This is a genomic window from Synechococcus sp. RC10A2 (assembly GCF_047502605.1).
This window is the reverse complement of record NZ_JANSHP010000099.1, coordinates 26,459-42,427: the sequence shown is the minus strand read 5'-3', so window position 1 is coordinate 42,427 and position 15,969 is coordinate 26,459. Positions and strand designations below refer to the sequence as shown.

Below are 15,969 nucleotides of genomic sequence, written 5' to 3'. Positions count from 1 at the left end.
CTACCTCCCCCTCTACGAAGCCAAGATGATCTGGCACTATGACCACCGCTACGGCACGTACGAGGGCGTGCGCGACCGCTCCAGCACCCAACTGCCCACCCCCGATGAGCGCCAGCACGCCGACCCGCACTTTGTTGTCCAGCCCTGGTACTGGGTGCCCGCCGAAGAAGTGCAAGCCCGCCTGGAGGAGTGGCGACGCGGCTGGCTGTTGGGCTTCCGGGATGTGGCACGTTCTACGGATGAGCGCACTGCCATCTTCAGCCTGCTGCCCAGAGTTGGGGTAGGGAATAAAATTCCAGTTCTCCTCTTTGAAGCGGCCGGATCGATCATTCAGATGTGTTTGCTGGCAAATGCCTGTTCGATCCCATTTGACTATGTGGTGCGTCAAAAGCTTGGTGGAACAACTATGAATTTCTTCTACGTCAAACAACTCCCCGTCCTGCCGCCGGATGCCTACACCCCCGAGGATTTGCGCTTCATCGTCCCGCGCGTGCTGGAGCTGGTCTACACCTCCTGGGACATGAAACCCTTCGCCGACGACGTATGGCGAGAGGCAGACGAAGGATTGCGGGCTGTGATTAGACCTCACCCCCCGACCCCCTCGCCCGCAGCACTGGGTGAGGGCTTCCCCTTCCCGCCGTTCACCTGGAACGAGGAACGCCGCGCCATCCTCCGCGCTGAACTGGATGCGTACTACGCCCGGCTCTACGGCCTCACCCGCAAGCAACTGCGCTACATCCTCGACCCGGCAGACCTCACCGAACGCGAACTGGAAGACATACTCGACCCGCGGGAAGAGGTGGCAGACCGGCTCGACCCGGCTGGCTACGCTACCCGCGCTGCTGCTAGCACCTTCCCCGGCGAAACCTTTCGCGTGCTGAAGGAGAAGGAGATACGTCAATACGGCGAATACCGCACCCGGCGGCTGGTGCTAGAGGCATGGGAGAAGCTGGCGCAACACTAATTTCATTATGCGTAAACAGGGGAGCTTCCCATGCGGACTAACGTTGTCTTGGATGACGAGCTGATCGAGTTGATCGAGCGGGCTCGCCAGCTAACCGGCCTCAAGACCAAGCGCGAGATAATTCACGAAGCGCTGCGCACCCTCATTCGGCTCTACGAGCAAGCCGAGATCCGCAACTTACGCGGCAAGTTGAAATGGGAGGGAGATCTGCACGAGCAACGCCTCTCCTCTCCCTAAGATCTCCCAGCCCAAGCCTCAGGGCGATCCTCTTGCAGTCGCTAGAACACCTGCTAGGCTTAACCTAGCCAAAATGGCTTTGGAGAGCCCCGATGGCCACCATTTTTGACCTGCACGAGAGGGTTCTAAAGGACTACGCCAATTTTGTCCGCTCCTTTTTTCTCATTGCCGATCCCCAAGCCCAGGCGTTTGTAGAGCAAGCGCTAGAGGAAGGGATCCACCTCTGGCCAGAACCCCTCCTCCAGCTCAGCCCTAGTTATGTATCTGGTCCAACCGTTGACGAGTTGGCCGAGGCGGGGCGCATTGCCCAAGAAACAGCCCGCATTTTCCGCTTTGAGGATGGCAGACCCTTCCGCCTCTACCGCCACCAGGAGGAAGCTGTTGCCAAGGCCCTAGCAGGCAAGAGTTTTGTCGTTACCAGCGGCACCGGCTCTGGCAAAAGCCTTTGCTACTTCTTGCCCATCATTGACAACTGGATTCGCCAGGGGGGATCCCTGGGCCAGGTGACGGCCCTAGTGGTCTATCCCATGAACGCCCTGGTGAACTCCCAATACCAGTCTTTACAAACTCTGCGCGAGCGCTACGAGCGCGCCTACCATCGCCCTTTTCCGCTGCGCTTTGCCAAGTACACCGGGGAAACTGCAGAAAGCGACCGGGAAGATCTGCGCCGGGATCCACCCCAGCTCCTGCTGACCAACTACGTGATGGCCGAGCTACTGTTGGTGCGCCCCGAAGATCAGCGCTTCCTCAGCCCCAACGGCCTGCGCTTTCTGGTCTTTGACGAGCTGCACACCTACCGGGGTCGGCAGGGGGCCGACGTGGCCATGCTGGTTCGCCGCCTCAAGGGACGCTGCGCCGCCAAGAACCTGGGGCACATTGGCACCAGCGCCACCATGATCTCTCGCCCCGAGGCCAGTGCCCAGGAGCGCCGCCAGACCGTGGCCGACTTCGCCAGCCGCTTCTTTGGCCATCCCTTCACACCGGAGCAGATTATCGAGGAGACCCTGGCCCCCTTGAGCGAAGGCGGCCCGCCTTCACCTGAAGAGCTCAAGCCCGCCCTCGATCCCCCCTGGCCCACCGACCTAGCTAGCCTGCGCCGCCACCCCTTGATGCGCTGGCTAGAGTACGAGCTGGGCCTAGAGTTAAGTCCCGACGGCATCAAGCGCCGCGTGCCCAGGGAGCTCTCCGAGGTGGCCGCCCAACTGGCCCAACTGACCGGCACCGCTAGCGAAAACTGTGCGGCAACGCTGCGCCAGTTCCTTGCCCACGCCAGCAGCCTCAAAGACGACCACAGCCGAGGAGTGGCCTTCAAGCTGCACCAGTTTATCTCCCAGGGCCGCACCCTCTACGCCACCCTGGAGAGTCGGGAAAAGCGGCAATTTTCCCTAGAAGGGCAGATGCAGGCGGGGGAGGGCAAGCTCTTTTTCCCCGTCAAGTTCTGCCGCCAGTGTGGGCAGGACTACTACCACGTCCTCAGGTCCAAGGATCAGTTTCTCCCCTATCCCGTGGGAGAAGAGGTGGAGCAGGACGAAGACCAGCAAGCCGGTTACCTGAGCTGGGATCCTCTTGACAACGAGTGGTCGCTGGAGCAGATCCCCGAAGACTGGTACACCCCTGAGGGCAGACTCAGGTCCGACTGGGGAAAGCGCGTCCCCCAAGCGGTCTGGGTGCGCCCAGATGGATCCTTTTCCGAGTACCCCCAGGCGGAGGCGCAGAAGATGTGGTGGCAGCCCCACCCCTTTTCCCTGTGCCTGGCCTGCGGCGAGTACTACAGTGGCCGCGAGCGGGAGTTTGTCAAGCTGGCTTCCCTCTCTAGCGAAGGCCGCTCCAGCGCCACCACCATCCTTGCCACCTCCCTGCTGCGCCATGCCGAGCAAACCCAGGCCGCTTGCAGCAAGCTGCTGACTTTTACCGACAACCGCCAGGACGCCTCCCTGCAGGCCGGCCACTTCAACGATTTTGTGCATGTGGCCCTTCTGCGGGCCTCGCTCTATGCTGCCCTCCTCAAGAAAAAAGAGCTGGGCTTTGACGAGGTGGCCCAGGAAGTGGTGCGGGCTTCTGGCCTGGAGCTTGCCGACATTGCCCAAAACCCGGCTTTGGATCCCGACTCGCCCAGTGCCGAGGAAGTGTGGCAGACCTTTAGCGAGCTAACCGAATACCGGCTCTATGAAGATCTGCGGCGCGGCTGGCGGGTTACCCACCCCAACTTGGAACAGGTGGGCCTGCTGAAAATCGAGTACCGCGGCCTCGGGGAGCTCTGCCAAAATTCAGCCCTGGCTTCCCTTCACCCCTGGTTTGCCCAAGCCAGCCCTGAGGAGCAAGAGCAACTGCTGCGGGCTCTGTTGGATCAGTTTCGGCGCCAATTGGCCATCGATGTGCCCGTGCTCAAGGCAGAGCCCCAGAGAAGGCTGCGCCGGCGCGCCCAGCAATATCTCAATGAGTTTTGGGGCCTGGAAGAGCATGAGGAGTTGCGGACGGCTCGCTTCTTTGTGCGCCAGAACCCTTCCCGGGAAAACGGGCAAATGCTCAGCCTGGGCCGCCGCAGCACCATTGGTCGCTTCCTCCGCAGGTGCCTTGATCTGAACCAAGAAGCCTACGACAGGTTTTTGGAGTCCCTGCTGTCTCTCCTGGTCAGACAGGGCCTGCTACGGCGCCACGTGGAAAATGGCCAGGTAGCCTACCAGCTAGACGCCGGCTGTCTGCGCTGGTGTCTGGGGGATGGCCTGCCGCCGCCGGATCCTCTGTATTCCCGCAGCGCCCAGCAGGAGGGCTACACCTCTGTCCGCCGTCCCATCAACCCCTTCTTTCAGGAGCTCTACCGAGCCGGGGCAGCAGGGCTAGGATCCCTGGAAGCCAGAGAGCACACCGCCCAGGTGGTCCAGCCGGGGGAGCGGGAGCGGCGAGAGAGACGCTTCCGCAATGAGCCCGGGGAGCGCCGCCTTCCCTACCTCATTTGCTCTCCCACCCTAGAGCTGGGGGTCGACATTGCCGATCTGGATCTGGTGCACCTGCGCAACGTTCCCCCAACGCCAGCCAACTACGCCCAGCGCAGCGGTCGGGCCGGTCGCCAGGGGCAGCCGGGGCTCATCCTCAGCTACTGCGGCGCCTTCAACAGCCACGACCAGTACTACTTTCGCCGCCGGGCCGAAATGGTGGCTGGACGGGTGCGACCTCCCCGCCTGGACCTGGCCAATGAGTCGCTGCTGCGGGCCCACATCCACGCCGTCTGGCTAGCCCAGGTGCGCTTGCCCTTGGGCAACTCCATCGAAACGGTCATCGACTCAGCTCGGCCAGAGCTGCCCCTGCGGGAAGAGGTAGTTGCCTCCATTCAGCTAGGGGAGGCGGCGCGCCAAGAGGTGGCGGAGCGGGTGGAAGCGCTCTTGGCTGCTGACCGGGAAGTGCTAGAGCGCAGCGGCTGGTTTAGCCGGCGCTGGATCCAGCAGGTTATTGAAGAGGCCCCCCGCGCCTTTGACCGCGCTTTTGACCGCTGGCGGGAGCTCTATCGGGCCGCCACGCAACAGCTAGAAGCCGCCAACCAGCAACTGCAGACGGCTCGCCGCCGGGAAGACCAGCAGGAAGCCAGGCGCCGCCAGCAGGAGGCTCTGCGCCAGTGGAACCTACTGTTGCAAATCGATACCCAGCGGGAGGAAAGCGACTTCTACCCCTACCGCTACTTAGCCAGCGAGGGGTTCCTGCCCGGCTACAACTTCCCTGCCTTGCCCGTGCGCGCCTGGGTGCCCCGCGGCAGCGAAGGGGAGTTTATCGCCCGGCCCCGGTTTTTGGCCATTCGCGAGTTTGCCCCCCACAACTTCCTCTACCACGAGGGCTGCCAGTGGGAATCGGTGGCCTTTCAGGCTCCGCCCGGCGGCCTGGAGGAGCGCAAAAGCAGCCACAAGCTCTGCTTTAGCTGTGGGGCCTTTGGGGATCCCTCCTTGGATTGCTGCCCCGTCTGCGGTACCCGCTTCGATGGGCAAAATAGCCTTTTAGCGCAGCTTCTGGAAATGCCTAATGTGCGCATGCGGCGCCGGGATCGCATTACTGCCGACGAAGAAGAGCGGCGGCGACAGGGATACGAGCTGCAGACTTTCTTTCAGTTTGCTCCCGAAAGTTCGGGCTACCGCGTCCAGGAAGCCGACGTGCTAAGGGGCGAAACTCCCTTGCTGCAGTTGCGCTATGCCCCAGCCGCCACGCTACTGCGCATCAACTCCGGCTGGCGGGGCAGTGGGGGGCGAGGTTTCCTGGTCAACTTTGACAACGGCGAAGTCCCTTCTCGAGCTCAGCTGGAGGGCCATAGAGCCAGCTCGTCTAGCCAGATGTCCTTGCAGCCCATCCGCCTGGCAGTGCGCGCTACCCAAAACCTCTTGCTGGTGCGGCTGGTTCAGCCCAGCGGGGGGAACCTGCAGGCGCTAGAAACGACCCTGCGCTATGCCCTCAAGCGGGGAATCGAGGAGACCTTTGAGCTGGAGGAGACGGAGCTGGCGGCCGAGTCTATTGGCCAGGGATCCCATCGCGCCATCCTCCTCTACGAGACCGCCGAAGGGGGAGCTGGCGTTCTGCGGCGGCTGGTGGAAGAGCCCCATGCCCTTGCCGAGGTGGCCCAAGTGGCTCTGGAGATCTGCCACTTCCAGCTTTCGGAAGAGGGGATCCAAGATCGGCGACCGGAGTGCCGGGCAGCCTGCTACGAGTGCCTGCTCAGCTATGCCAACCAAAGGGAGGCGTTGGAACTCGACCGATACAAGATTCGAGATCTTCTGGGGGAGCTGGCCCATAGCCGCACCGAGCTGCGTCCCCTGGGCCGCTCCCGCCAAGAGCAACTGGAGTGGCTGCGCCAGCTCCTCGACCCTCGCTCCGAATTGGAGCGCCGCTTCCTGGAGCTGCTGGCCGAAGGGGGCTATCGCCTTCCCGATGAGGCCCAGAAAGCCCTCGCCGAGCCCCGCTGCGTGGCCGACTTCTTCTACGATCCCAACATCTGCATCTTCTGCGACGGCGCAGTGCACGACGATCCCGCCCAGGCTGCCCAGGATCGCCAACTGCGCTCTCAGCTTTTGGGGCACGGCTACCGAGTAATTGCCCTGCGCTACGACCAAGACCTGCGGGAGCAACTGGCTCGCTACCCAGAGGTGTTTGGCAAGGGCAACTAATCCTGCTGGTGGGAAAACAGGTAAGCTCCCACCAGGGCCAGGATGGCCGCCAGCCCTGCCAGCACCGCCACGGTGTACCAAGGGAACTCCGCCAGGGGCTGGTAGGCGGCTGCCCGCATGCCGATGCTGGCGTAGGAAAGGGGCAGGCAATAGACCAAGACCTGCAGGTAACTTGGCAACTGACTGGGATCAAAAAACGTGGCCCCCAGAAAGGACATGGGCGTAATCAGAAAGTTAGTCAGCACCCCCACACTCTCCAGGCTGGGCACCTTCAAGCCGGCGATTACCCCAATGCCGGCAAAGACGGCGCAATCCAAAAGCAGCACCAGCAGCGACAGGGGATGGAGCAGGCCCCAAGCACCGGTGCCCAGCACCCCCACCGCCAACACCCCCAAAGCCGTGAGCAAGCCGCGGACAATGCCCGCCAGCACCTTGCCCAAATGCAGCGCCAGCGGGTGTACCGGCAGCAACAGCAATTCCTCAAAGCTTTTGGTAAACAGCCGCGATCCGCAAATGGAGAAGGTGGTGCCGGCAAAGCTGATGGTCATGGCCGAAAGAGCCACCATCCCCGGCAAAATGAAGCGCAAGTAAGAACCGGCTGCGGTGGTTCCGGCCACGTCGGCCAAAGCCTCGGCCCGCAGGGATCCGCCCAGCCCGACCCCAAAGGCGACGATGTAGATGAGGGGGGCCACCAGCCCCGAAGCCACCACCTGCCAGACCCGCCCGCGCAGATCCAGCCAGTCGCGCCAGAAGATGGTTAAACTGTCTTCCCAGATTTGCCGATAGGGTCGGTGCAAGGCCTGGTTCAGCATAGATCTTCCTCTTGCCAGCGCAGCTAGTAGCCGTAGTAGTTGGAGCGCCACGACCGCCACCAGGCCACCGGCAGCGCCAGCGCCTTGCTCAGGGTAGACACATAGGCGCGGGTGCGAAACACCTGGTAGTGGTTGCGCTCAATGGCGTTGAGGATCTGCCGGTAGAGCATCAGAGATGCCGCCACCGGCCAGCGGGAGTCCGGCTGCAGCGTGGGGATCCCCCGTTCCGCTTGGGCATAGAGCTCTCGAGCCCGCCGGATCTCGTAGTCCATCAGGGCCATCCAGCGCTCGTCGATGACGTAGTTAAACAGATCCCGCTCCGAGTAGTTGAAGCGGCGCAGATCCTCTAGAGGGAGGTAGATCCGCCCGCGGCGGGCATCTTCCCCCACATCGCGCAAGATGTTGGTCAGTTGCATGGCAATCCCCAGCGCCACCGCCTCCTCGCGGCCATCCCGGCCCGGCACAAACCCCATGATCTCCGAGCACATCAGGCCCACTACCCCGGCCACCCGGTAGCAGTAGACCCGCAGCTCTTCCCAAGTGGCATAGCGCCGAATGTCCAGATCCATGCTCTGCCCCCGCAGCATCTCGCGGAAGGGCTCAATCGAGAGGCGGTAGGTGCGGATGGTGTGGATGAGGGCCAGGTCGGTGGGAACTTGCGGCTCCCCCCCCTGGAACAAAGATTCCAGGTGGGATCCCCACTGCTCCAGCTTGCTGCGGGTGACCTCCACCTCAGCCTGGCTGGCCTCCAGCCCGTCCAGCAGCTCGTCCGTCTGTCGCAGCCAAGCATAGATAGCCCAGATGGCCCGCCGCTTAGGTCGGGGCAGGAGCAGGGATCCCAAATAGAACGTCTTGGCGTGCTTGGCCGTAATCTGGCGACAGAGGGCAAAAGATTGCTCCAGCGGACTCATCGGGCTTATCTCCAGGGGCGCGGGGCCAGATGGGGACAGCGAGGGCACATCTCAACACTACGGGAAAGCGGACAGGCTGGATAGCCCAGACGCTCAAGTTCCAGGAAATTGCCTTTCGGCGGCATTAAACCCCTGCTGTCGCCAAGCTCGCAGGCGAAGCAGAAGCTGGCTGAGACGGGATCCCTTTGCTGATGGCCTCAGCCGCCCACTTGCCGGAGAGGATAGCCCCCTCCATGCTGCCCAGAAAGGGCTGCAAGGTGTAGCTGCCGGCCAGGAAGAAGTTGGGAATGGGGGTGACTTGGGTGGGGCGGTATTGCTGCCGACCTGGCGTGGCTTTGTAGACCGAGCGCGGCGTTTTCACCACCACCCATTTGCGCACCCGCGCGGGGTTGGGGCCGGTGAGGTGCTGGGGGAAGAGTTTTTTCAGCTCCTCCAGCGTGGCGGCAAAGATCTCCTCATCGCTGCGCTCGATCCACTCGGCAGCCGGGGCCAGCACCAGCTCCAGCATGGATCGGTGGGGATCGGCATAGGCGCGGCAGGTGTTGCTCATGTCGGCATACACGCTCAAGAGCGGCGAGCGGGAAAACAGGGAGTGGTCAATGTGAGTAATCTTGCGGTCAAACCAAATCTGTAGGCTGATCACCGGCACCCCTTCCAGCTCGCGCAGCTTTTGGAAAAAGGGGATCCCCCACCACCGAGCCGGCAGCAGCTCCTTGAGCGCATCCACCGAAAGGGCCGACACGTAGGCGTCGGCAGTGACCTGCAAGGGCCCGGCAGGGGTGGCGAAGCGGAAGCCAGCCACGCTGCCATCGGGGTTGAGGTCGATGGCCTGCAATGCCGCATTCAAATGCACCTGGCCGCCGCGGGCCACGATGGAGTCCACCATCGGCTGGCAAAGCCGCTCCGGCGGGGCGCCATCCAGATAGGCAATCTTAGAGCCGTCCTTTTGCCGCAAAAAGCGGTTCAGAGCCGTCAGGGGCACCATGGCCGAGATCTCGTCCGGGTTGATGAACGCCAACGCCTTGGAGACGGCAATGAAAATATCCGTGTTGACCCGCTCATCGATGCCCTGCCGGCGCAGCCATTCTAAGAGGCTGTAGCGATCCATCTGCTCCACGTAGCGCTGGCCGCGCACCATGGCCGGCACCAGCCCCAGGGCAAATTTCACCTTTTCGCTCCAGGTGAGCATGTCGTTGTTGCGCAGGATGCCGACAATGGCGTTAAAGGGAGCGGGAATGTCCGGCAGGTCAAAGCGGGAGTAGGTGCCCGGCTTGTCCGGCTGGTTGAAGATCAAGCTGTGTTCCTTCCACTGCAGGCGGTCGGAGATGCCCAGCTCCCGGAACAGTTGCAGGGTGTTGGGGTAGGCGCCGAAAAAGTTGTGCAGCCCCGTCTCGATCCAGTCCCCGTCGGCATCTTTCCAGGCGGCCACTAGCCCCCCCAGCACCTCCCGCCGCTCAAACAGCAGCGGCTGATGCCCGGCATCACAGAGATACTTGGCACAGGCCAGCCCCGCCAGCCCTCCCCCAGCAATGGCAACACGCATGATGATGACGATCAAGCAACACTTTCATTCTATTTGCAAACCGTTACAATCGCTCAGGCCGCAGGCAGGGAGGAGAGGATTTCCAGAGCCCGGGTTTCCCGCCGGGATCCGATCCCTGGTAGGATACGGGAGAAAAACTAGAAAAAAATTCTCTTGGCTCCAGGGGGAGGGACGACGATGGCCAAACAAACACTGGGATCCCTGCTGTCATCCGGCTTTGATCTCAAGGGCAAGCGTGTGCTGGTGCGGGCCGACTTCAACGTCCCTCTGGATCCCCAGGGCAACATCACCGACGACACCCGCATTCGCGCCTCCCTGCCCACCATCCAAGCCTTGGCCCAGGCGGGCGCCAAGGTCATCCTCACCAGCCACCTGGGCCGCCCCATCCAGAAAGACAAGGCGACCGGCGCCATCCAGATCGCCCGCGAGGGCAATAGCCTCGCCCCTGTGGCCGTCCGCCTTGCCCAGCTCCTGGGCCAGCCGGTGGCCTTTGCCCCCGATTGCATTGGCCCTGAGGCCGAAGCCGTGGTCAGCTCTCTGGAAAACGGCCAGGTGGCCCTGCTGGAAAACGTCCGCTTCCACCCCGAAGAGGAAGCCAACGATCCAGAATTTGCCCGCAAGCTGGCCTCCCTGGCCGACTTGTTTGTCAACGACGCCTTTGGCAGCGCCCACCGCGCCCACGCCTCCACTGCCGGCGTCACCGCCTACCTCCAGCCCGCTGTGGCCGGCTACCTGGTGGAAAAGGAGCTGCAATTTTTATCAGGCGCCATCGAGAACCCCCAGCGACCGCTAGCGGCCATCATCGGCGGCTCCAAAGTCTCTACTAAGATTGGCGTCATCGAGCGCCTGCTGGAAAAAGTGGACAAGCTTCTGCTGGGCGGCGGCATGATCTTCACCTTCTACCAAGCCCAAGGGATCCCAACCGGCAAGTCTTTGGTGGAAACCGACAAGCTGGATCTGGCCCGCTCCCTGATGGAGAAGGCCAAAGCGCGGGGCGTGGAGCTGCTGCTGCCGGTGGACGTGGTGGTCGCCGATAGGTTTGACAAAGACGCCAACGCCCAGACGGTTTCCATCCACGCCATTCCGGAAGACTGGATGGGCCTGGACATCGGCCCCGAATCGGTCAAAGCCTTCCAGGCTGCCCTACAGGGGTGCAAAACCGTAGTCTGGAACGGGCCGATGGGTGTGTTTGAGTTCGACCGCTTTGCCGCTGGCACAGAAGCCATTGCCCGCACCCTGGCCGACCTCACCCAGGCCGGTGCCATCACTATTATCGGCGGCGGCGACTCGGTGGCGGCTGTGGAAAAAGTGGGCCTAGCCGACAAAATGACCCACATTTCCACCGGCGGCGGCGCCAGCCTGGAGCTGCTGGAAGGCAAAGAGCTGCCCGGCATCGCCGCCCTTAGCGAAGCGTAGGGTAGCTCGGCTCATTAACCCAAAAGCAGCAAAAAGCAAAAAAGTAGGGGCTGAGTTCAGCCCCTCTTTTAATCTGCTCGGCGCAGATGGCCGCAGCAATGGCGAGACGGGATCCGGCTTAGTGCATCACCACTTTAACGTTGGCGTTGTTCAAGCCAGGGCGCTTCACCTCGGCCAAGGTCTTGTTGACGGCGTACTTCTGGTTGATGGAGTTGATCAACTCGGTTTGGTTGTGCTTCTTGGCCACGCCCCACAGATCGGCGATCAGGTCGTAGGAACCGTCGGGGTTCTTGGACCAGCCCAGATCGTAGTCGCCCTCCAACTGGGCCACGATGTCGGCACGAACACGCTGGCCGTTGTAGCCACGCACATCGGCGTTCAGCTTAACGGTGTAGCCGAGATCGCGCAGGGAGTTAACCAGGATCTGGCCATCGGTGATCTTGGTGCGCAAGGTGCTAAAATGAGACATGGTGTTTCTCTCCTTTGTGTATGTGTAGGGGTTGGAACATCAACACAAACAATGGGCAACGCCTAGCGGGGAAGGTTGAGCTTTAGCCGTCTCTGCCTCTGCCAAGGCGATTCTGGCCTTTCACCCCCCTGCTAGAACTCCAGCCGCTGGTACTCGGCTACAGAGGCTGCTGCAGGCCGAGCCCGCTGCTGGGCCCATTCCCTCAACGCTACCACTTGCTCCGTCATGGTGCGAGATAGCGGTTGAGTTGCTTTCGTTGCTGCCAAAATGTCCAGTTGGGTAAATTCGCGGTTCTGGGCAAACGCTTCGTACATGGCAGCAATCAAAACTTGTTCGATCTCCGCGCCGGAGAAGCCCTCGCAGGCGGCGGCTAGCTGGCGCAGATCAAAGCGGCTGATGTCGCGCCGCCGCTTCTTCAGGTGGATCCGGAAAATCTCCATGCGCTCGTTAATGTTGGGCAGATCCACGAAGAAAATCTCGTCAAAACGGCCTTTGCGCAGGAATTCGCCCGGCAGGCGATCCACGCGGTTGGCCGTGGCCATGACAAACACCGGCGAGCGCTTCTCCTGCATCCAAGTGAGAAAGGAGCCAAAGATACGACTGGAGGTGCCGCCGTCGGAGTCGCTGGAACCTGCCGCTCCGGCGAAGGCTTTGTCCAGCTCGTCGATAAAAAGGATGGCCGGCGCCAGCGATTCAGCAGTGCGCAGGGCGCTGCGCAGGTTGGCCTCCGACTTGCCGACCATAGAGCCATCGTAGACCCGGCCCATATCCAGGCGCAGCAGCGGCAGGCCCCAGAGGCGGGCGGTGGTCTTGGCGATCAAGGACTTACCACAGCCAGGTACGCCCAGAATCAAGAGTCCCTTGGGCTGAGGCAAGCCATAGGCGCGGGCCCGCTCGGTAAAGGCCTCAGAGCGCTGCAGCAGCCAGCGCTTTAACTCCTCTAGGCCGCCGACGGCGTCGATGGTCTCGTCTTCTTCGATGAATTCGAGGATGCCGTTGCGCCGGATCAGCTGCTTTTTCTCAGAGAGGATGATATCCACCTCTGCCTCGCTGAGGCGGCCGTGCATCACCACCGCCTTGCGGTAAACTTTTTCCGCCTCGTCTTGCGTTAGGCCAAGGGCTGCCTTGACCAGCTTTTCCCGCGCCTCAGGGCTCAGGGATCCGCCGCGGGGAAGCTGCTCCAACTGCCGGTTGAGGGTGCGCTCCAGGGTGGCCATGTCCGGCAAGGGAAAGTCCACCACGCAAATGTCTTTTTCCAGCTCGACGGGAATTACCTGCACCGGCGACATCAGCAAGATGGTTTTGTGGGATCCCTTCAAGCTGGCGATGGCATCGCGCAGCCAGCGTTTGACTTCGGTGTTGTCCAAAAAGTCGTGCAGATCTTTGAAGACGCAGATGGCGGGATCTTTTTGCTCCATCACCCACTGAATAGCCGGCTGGGGGGATTGGGTGTTGTGCTGGGTGAGGCTGCGGGGGTTGCCGTATTCAACAATGCCGTGGGTAACCGTCCAGACAAACAGGCGCCGCTGCGGCTTGAGGGTGCGAGCGATCGCCGCCAGAGCTGCCTCCGCCCGTTCTTCCTCTGGAGTGACCAGGTAGAGCAGTGGGTATTGAGCTTGGATGAGAATGCTGAGCTCTTGCATGGGAAACACCAACTGCGCGGAGGGAAATCTAAGCGAAACCGACAGAAAGGAAGGAAAACGGCGTCTGGAGTTTGCCTGTCTTCAAAGTACTTGAGATATCCTGACTTGCTCTTTACTAACCCTTGTTTTATACCCCTCCTGTCTGCTCAAGCTCACAAAGAGGCATACCTTTGAAACAGCGCAAAAAGCCTTAGCAGGGCACCAGCTCGTCTTGTCGTTGCTCTTCGGAGGCCGAGGCCGCTCCCCAGTATTCCGGCTCCACCTCTTCGAGGATGGCTTCAGAAGCGGACTGCTGGTGAAGCGAAACCACCTCCCCATTGCGGATGACAAACGGATGGCCGCACTCAGGGCAGCGGTGGACGCGGTAGGCGCTGCCTTGCACCCCTTCGATGACCTCCGGGTGAAGCAGGTAGAAGGTGAGGGCCTTCTCCGCTACTGCCGACATCGGCTCCCGCTCCACGGCAGCCCGAATCTTCAGATTCCGGTGCAACTCGGGTGGGAGATACAACGTCACCTTTTGCTTGGCCTCTGCGCCTTCCACAACCTCTGGCCGCTGACTCATGGCTAACTGTTTCTCGTTGTATGCCGGACTTGCGGTTCATGATAGCTAGTCTGCCGCCTTGACAGCAAGTTTTTAATAATCTGTAACAATTTTCTCGGGAATTGCTCAGGCTTGCGGAGATCGCTTGCCGGCGGAGTAGGCTAAGTAGGAGACTCAAAGCGGAACGAGCAGTCCCCATGGAACGCCTGATCAACACCTTCAGCAAAAACTTCTCCACCTGGAGCCGTCGGTTTCTGGTGCAGGCCGGCGACGGTTTGGCCAGCCTGAAAGACACGGCTTTAGATAATGGCAATCTGCTCCTCTGCAAAGCCCGCATCGCGCTTGCGGATGCCAGCTTCACCACCCTGCGGGCGCTTCGGTCTCGCTTTGGTTCTGGTCGCTAGCTGCCCAAATCTTGCAGCCGGTAGAGGTGGGCGTAGAGCCCGTTGAGGGCCATGAGCTCGGCGTGGGATCCCTGTTCTTTCAGTTCCCCTCGCTGCAGCACGAGGATGCGATCCACGTGGCGGATGGTGGAGAGGCGGTGGGCGATGATCAGGGCGGTGCGATCCCGCAGCAGGGTTTCCAGGGCGGATTGGATCAGGGCCTCGGTGCCCACATCTAGGCTGGCGGTGGCCTCGTCCAAGACCAAGATTTTCGGATCCCGCCACAGGGCCCGCACAAAGCTGATGAGCTGTTTTTGGCCGCTGGAGAGGTTGCTGCCCCGCTCCCGCACGGGGGTGGCGTAGCCCTGGGGCAGATCGCGGATGAGCTCGTGCAGGTGGAGTTGACGGGCCACCCGCTCCACTTCTGCCAGCTCGCCCTCCTCTCCTAGAGTGATGTTTTGCTGGATATCTCCAGAGAACAAGAATCCATCTTGCAGGATCACGCCCAGGTGACGGTGCAGCTCGGCCTGAGGCAGGTGGCGAATGTCCACGCCGTCGATGCGGATGCAGCCGCGAGTTACTTCGTAAAGGCGGCAAAGTAGGCGAATGATGGAGCTTTTGCCAGCGCCGGTGGGCCCCACGAGGGCGACCTTTTCGCCGGGGCGGATGGTGAAGCTGAGGTCTTTGAGCACCCACTCGCCGGGGTTGTAGGCAAACCAAACATGCTCGAACTGCACCTCTCCTTTGGCGGTTGGGGGCAGGTGGCGGGGGCTGACGGGATCCCGGATGGCGACGGGCAGGCGGAGGATGTGGTCGATGCGTTCCACGGCGGTGAACCCCGCCTGCAGGGCGGTAAACTTTTCCGCCAACTGGCGCAGCGGGTTGAAAAAGCGCTGGGAAAAGAGGATGAAGGCGTAGAGGCTGCCGAAGGTGAGAGGTTCTCGGGGCAGGGATCCCAGCCACTCCCCCCTGCCGGCTGCCAGCACCTGCTGCCCGCCCACCCAGAGGAGAGCGGCCACCGCCAGCCAGGCAACCCACTCCAAAACGGCGGAAAGGGCAGCGTCGTAGAGGATGGTCTGATCCACCTCTTGGATGTAGCGGCGGTTGATGGTTTGAAAAATCTCGCTGTTGAGCCGCTCCCGCCGAAACAGTTGCACCACGGCAATGCCCAAGACGTTTTCCTGGATCCAGGCGTTGAGCTTAGAGAGCTCTTCCCGCACGCGAAAGTTGGCATCGCGAAAGCGGCGCTGCAGCTCGACCACTACAGCGCTGGCTGGCAGGACGATGAGGATCAGCAGCAGGCCCAGATCCCAGCGCTGGCTGAGCATCACCACCCCGATTACCAGCAGGGTAAAGAGGTCGCTGACGATGCCGACCGCGCCGGTGGAAAACACATCTCCCAAGGCCTCCACATCGCTGGTGATGCGGGTGATCAACTTGCCCACCGGGGTGCGATCGAAAAATTGGGCCGGCAGGGCCAGCACGTGGGCGAAGAGATCGTTGCGGATGTCGCGGGTCATCAACTGCCCCAGCTTCTGGCTGCTATACCCTTCCAGGGCCTGAAAAACCCAGCGGGCCAGCAGGGTGAGGATCAACAGGCCCGCGTAGGGCCAGAGGCCGGCGAGGATCCCACTGTCGCCTTGGGCAAGCGCTTGGGCGATGGGGCCGTCCAGGGCCCGCTGCAGGATCAACGGCTGCACCGCATCGGCTAGGGCCAGGGGCGGCAAAAAGGCCAAGGCCGCCAACAACAGCTTCAGGTGCCGACGGGCATAGGGCCAGAGCAGCCGCAGCAGCCGCCAGTCGCTGCGGGGATCCCTACTCAAATCGGCATCGGGGGAAGAGGTGGCAAGGCTCACGGACTTACACCCAAAAAGATGAAGACGACTCATGGAGAGCCCTGATCTACTCT

The 15,969-nt window shown here is 61.9% G+C and carries 11 protein-coding genes and 1 pseudogene; 5 read left to right on the top strand and 7 right to left on the bottom strand.

Annotated elements, in window-relative coordinates:
- The 3 genes and pseudogenes from NW848_RS14095 to NW848_RS14085 form a co-directional block, all read left to right on the top strand.
- Positions 1-964: pseudogene (locus tag NW848_RS14095) on the top strand (hypothetical protein); the annotation flags it as partial.
- A 30-nt stretch (positions 965-994) separates the two neighbouring features.
- The gene (locus tag NW848_RS14090; RefSeq protein WP_011429230.1) at positions 995-1,201 is read left to right on the top strand and encodes a type II toxin-antitoxin system VapB family antitoxin; all 207 of its coding nucleotides are present in this window, start codon (positions 995-997) and stop codon (positions 1,199-1,201) included.
- 92 nt (positions 1,202-1,293) lie between these two features.
- Entirely contained in the window at positions 1,294-6,342 is a 5,049-nt protein-coding gene (locus NW848_RS14085; RefSeq protein ID WP_414508758.1) for a DEAD/DEAH box helicase, read from the top strand.
- Here the strand turns inward: NW848_RS14085 and NW848_RS14080 are convergent.
- From NW848_RS14080 to pds, 3 genes are all read right to left on the bottom strand, one after another.
- Positions 6,339-7,154: an ABC transporter permease gene (locus NW848_RS14080; protein WP_011429228.1), complete on the bottom strand. Its 816-nt coding sequence runs from the start codon at positions 7,152-7,154 to the stop codon at positions 6,339-6,341. The genes NW848_RS14085 and NW848_RS14080 overlap by 4 nt on opposite strands.
- A gap of 23 nt (positions 7,155-7,177) precedes the next feature.
- Entirely contained in the window at positions 7,178-8,065 is an 888-nt protein-coding gene (locus NW848_RS14075; RefSeq protein WP_041438059.1) for a phytoene synthase, read from the bottom strand.
- 124 nt (positions 8,066-8,189) lie between these two features.
- Entirely contained in the window at positions 8,190-9,608 is a 1,419-nt protein-coding gene (gene pds, locus NW848_RS14070; RefSeq protein ID WP_414508757.1) for a 15-cis-phytoene desaturase, read from the bottom strand.
- Between the two features lie 177 nt (positions 9,609-9,785).
- Between pds and NW848_RS14065 the strand changes: the two genes are divergently transcribed.
- Positions 9,786-11,024 carry a phosphoglycerate kinase gene (locus NW848_RS14065; RefSeq protein ID WP_011429225.1) on the top strand — a complete coding sequence of 413 codons (1,239 nt, stop codon included), beginning with the start codon at positions 9,786-9,788 and terminating at the stop codon, positions 11,022-11,024.
- 118 nt (positions 11,025-11,142) lie between these two features.
- On the opposite strand, the gene NW848_RS14060 is transcribed toward NW848_RS14065, so the two are convergent.
- The 3 genes from NW848_RS14060 to NW848_RS14050 all read right to left on the bottom strand — a co-directional run bounded on the left by NW848_RS14060 (position 11,143) and on the right by NW848_RS14050 (position 13,698).
- Positions 11,143-11,493: a DUF1257 domain-containing protein gene (locus NW848_RS14060; protein WP_011429224.1), complete on the bottom strand. Its 351-nt coding sequence runs from the start codon at positions 11,491-11,493 to the stop codon at positions 11,143-11,145.
- Between the two features lie 131 nt (positions 11,494-11,624).
- Complete coding sequence (locus NW848_RS14055) at positions 11,625-13,136, bottom strand: AAA family ATPase (RefSeq protein ID WP_011429223.1); 1,512 nt, start codon at positions 13,134-13,136, stop codon at positions 11,625-11,627.
- A gap of 190 nt (positions 13,137-13,326) precedes the next feature.
- A complete protein-coding gene (locus tag NW848_RS14050; protein WP_099812529.1) occupies positions 13,327-13,698 on the bottom strand; it encodes a hypothetical protein in 372 nt (123 codons plus the stop codon).
- A 176-nt stretch (positions 13,699-13,874) separates the two neighbouring features.
- Here NW848_RS14050 and NW848_RS14045 point away from each other — a divergent pair, with 176 nt between their 5' ends.
- Positions 13,875-14,081 carry a hypothetical protein gene (locus tag NW848_RS14045; protein ID WP_041438058.1) on the top strand — a complete coding sequence of 69 codons (207 nt, stop codon included), beginning with the start codon at positions 13,875-13,877 and terminating at the stop codon, positions 14,079-14,081.
- Here NW848_RS14045 and NW848_RS14040 read toward each other — a convergent pair.
- The gene (locus tag NW848_RS14040; RefSeq protein WP_011429221.1) at positions 14,078-15,916 is read right to left on the bottom strand and encodes an ABC transporter ATP-binding protein; all 1,839 of its coding nucleotides are present in this window, start codon (positions 15,914-15,916) and stop codon (positions 14,078-14,080) included. The genes NW848_RS14045 and NW848_RS14040 overlap by 4 nt on opposite strands.
- Between the last annotated feature and the right edge of the window lie 53 nt (positions 15,917-15,969).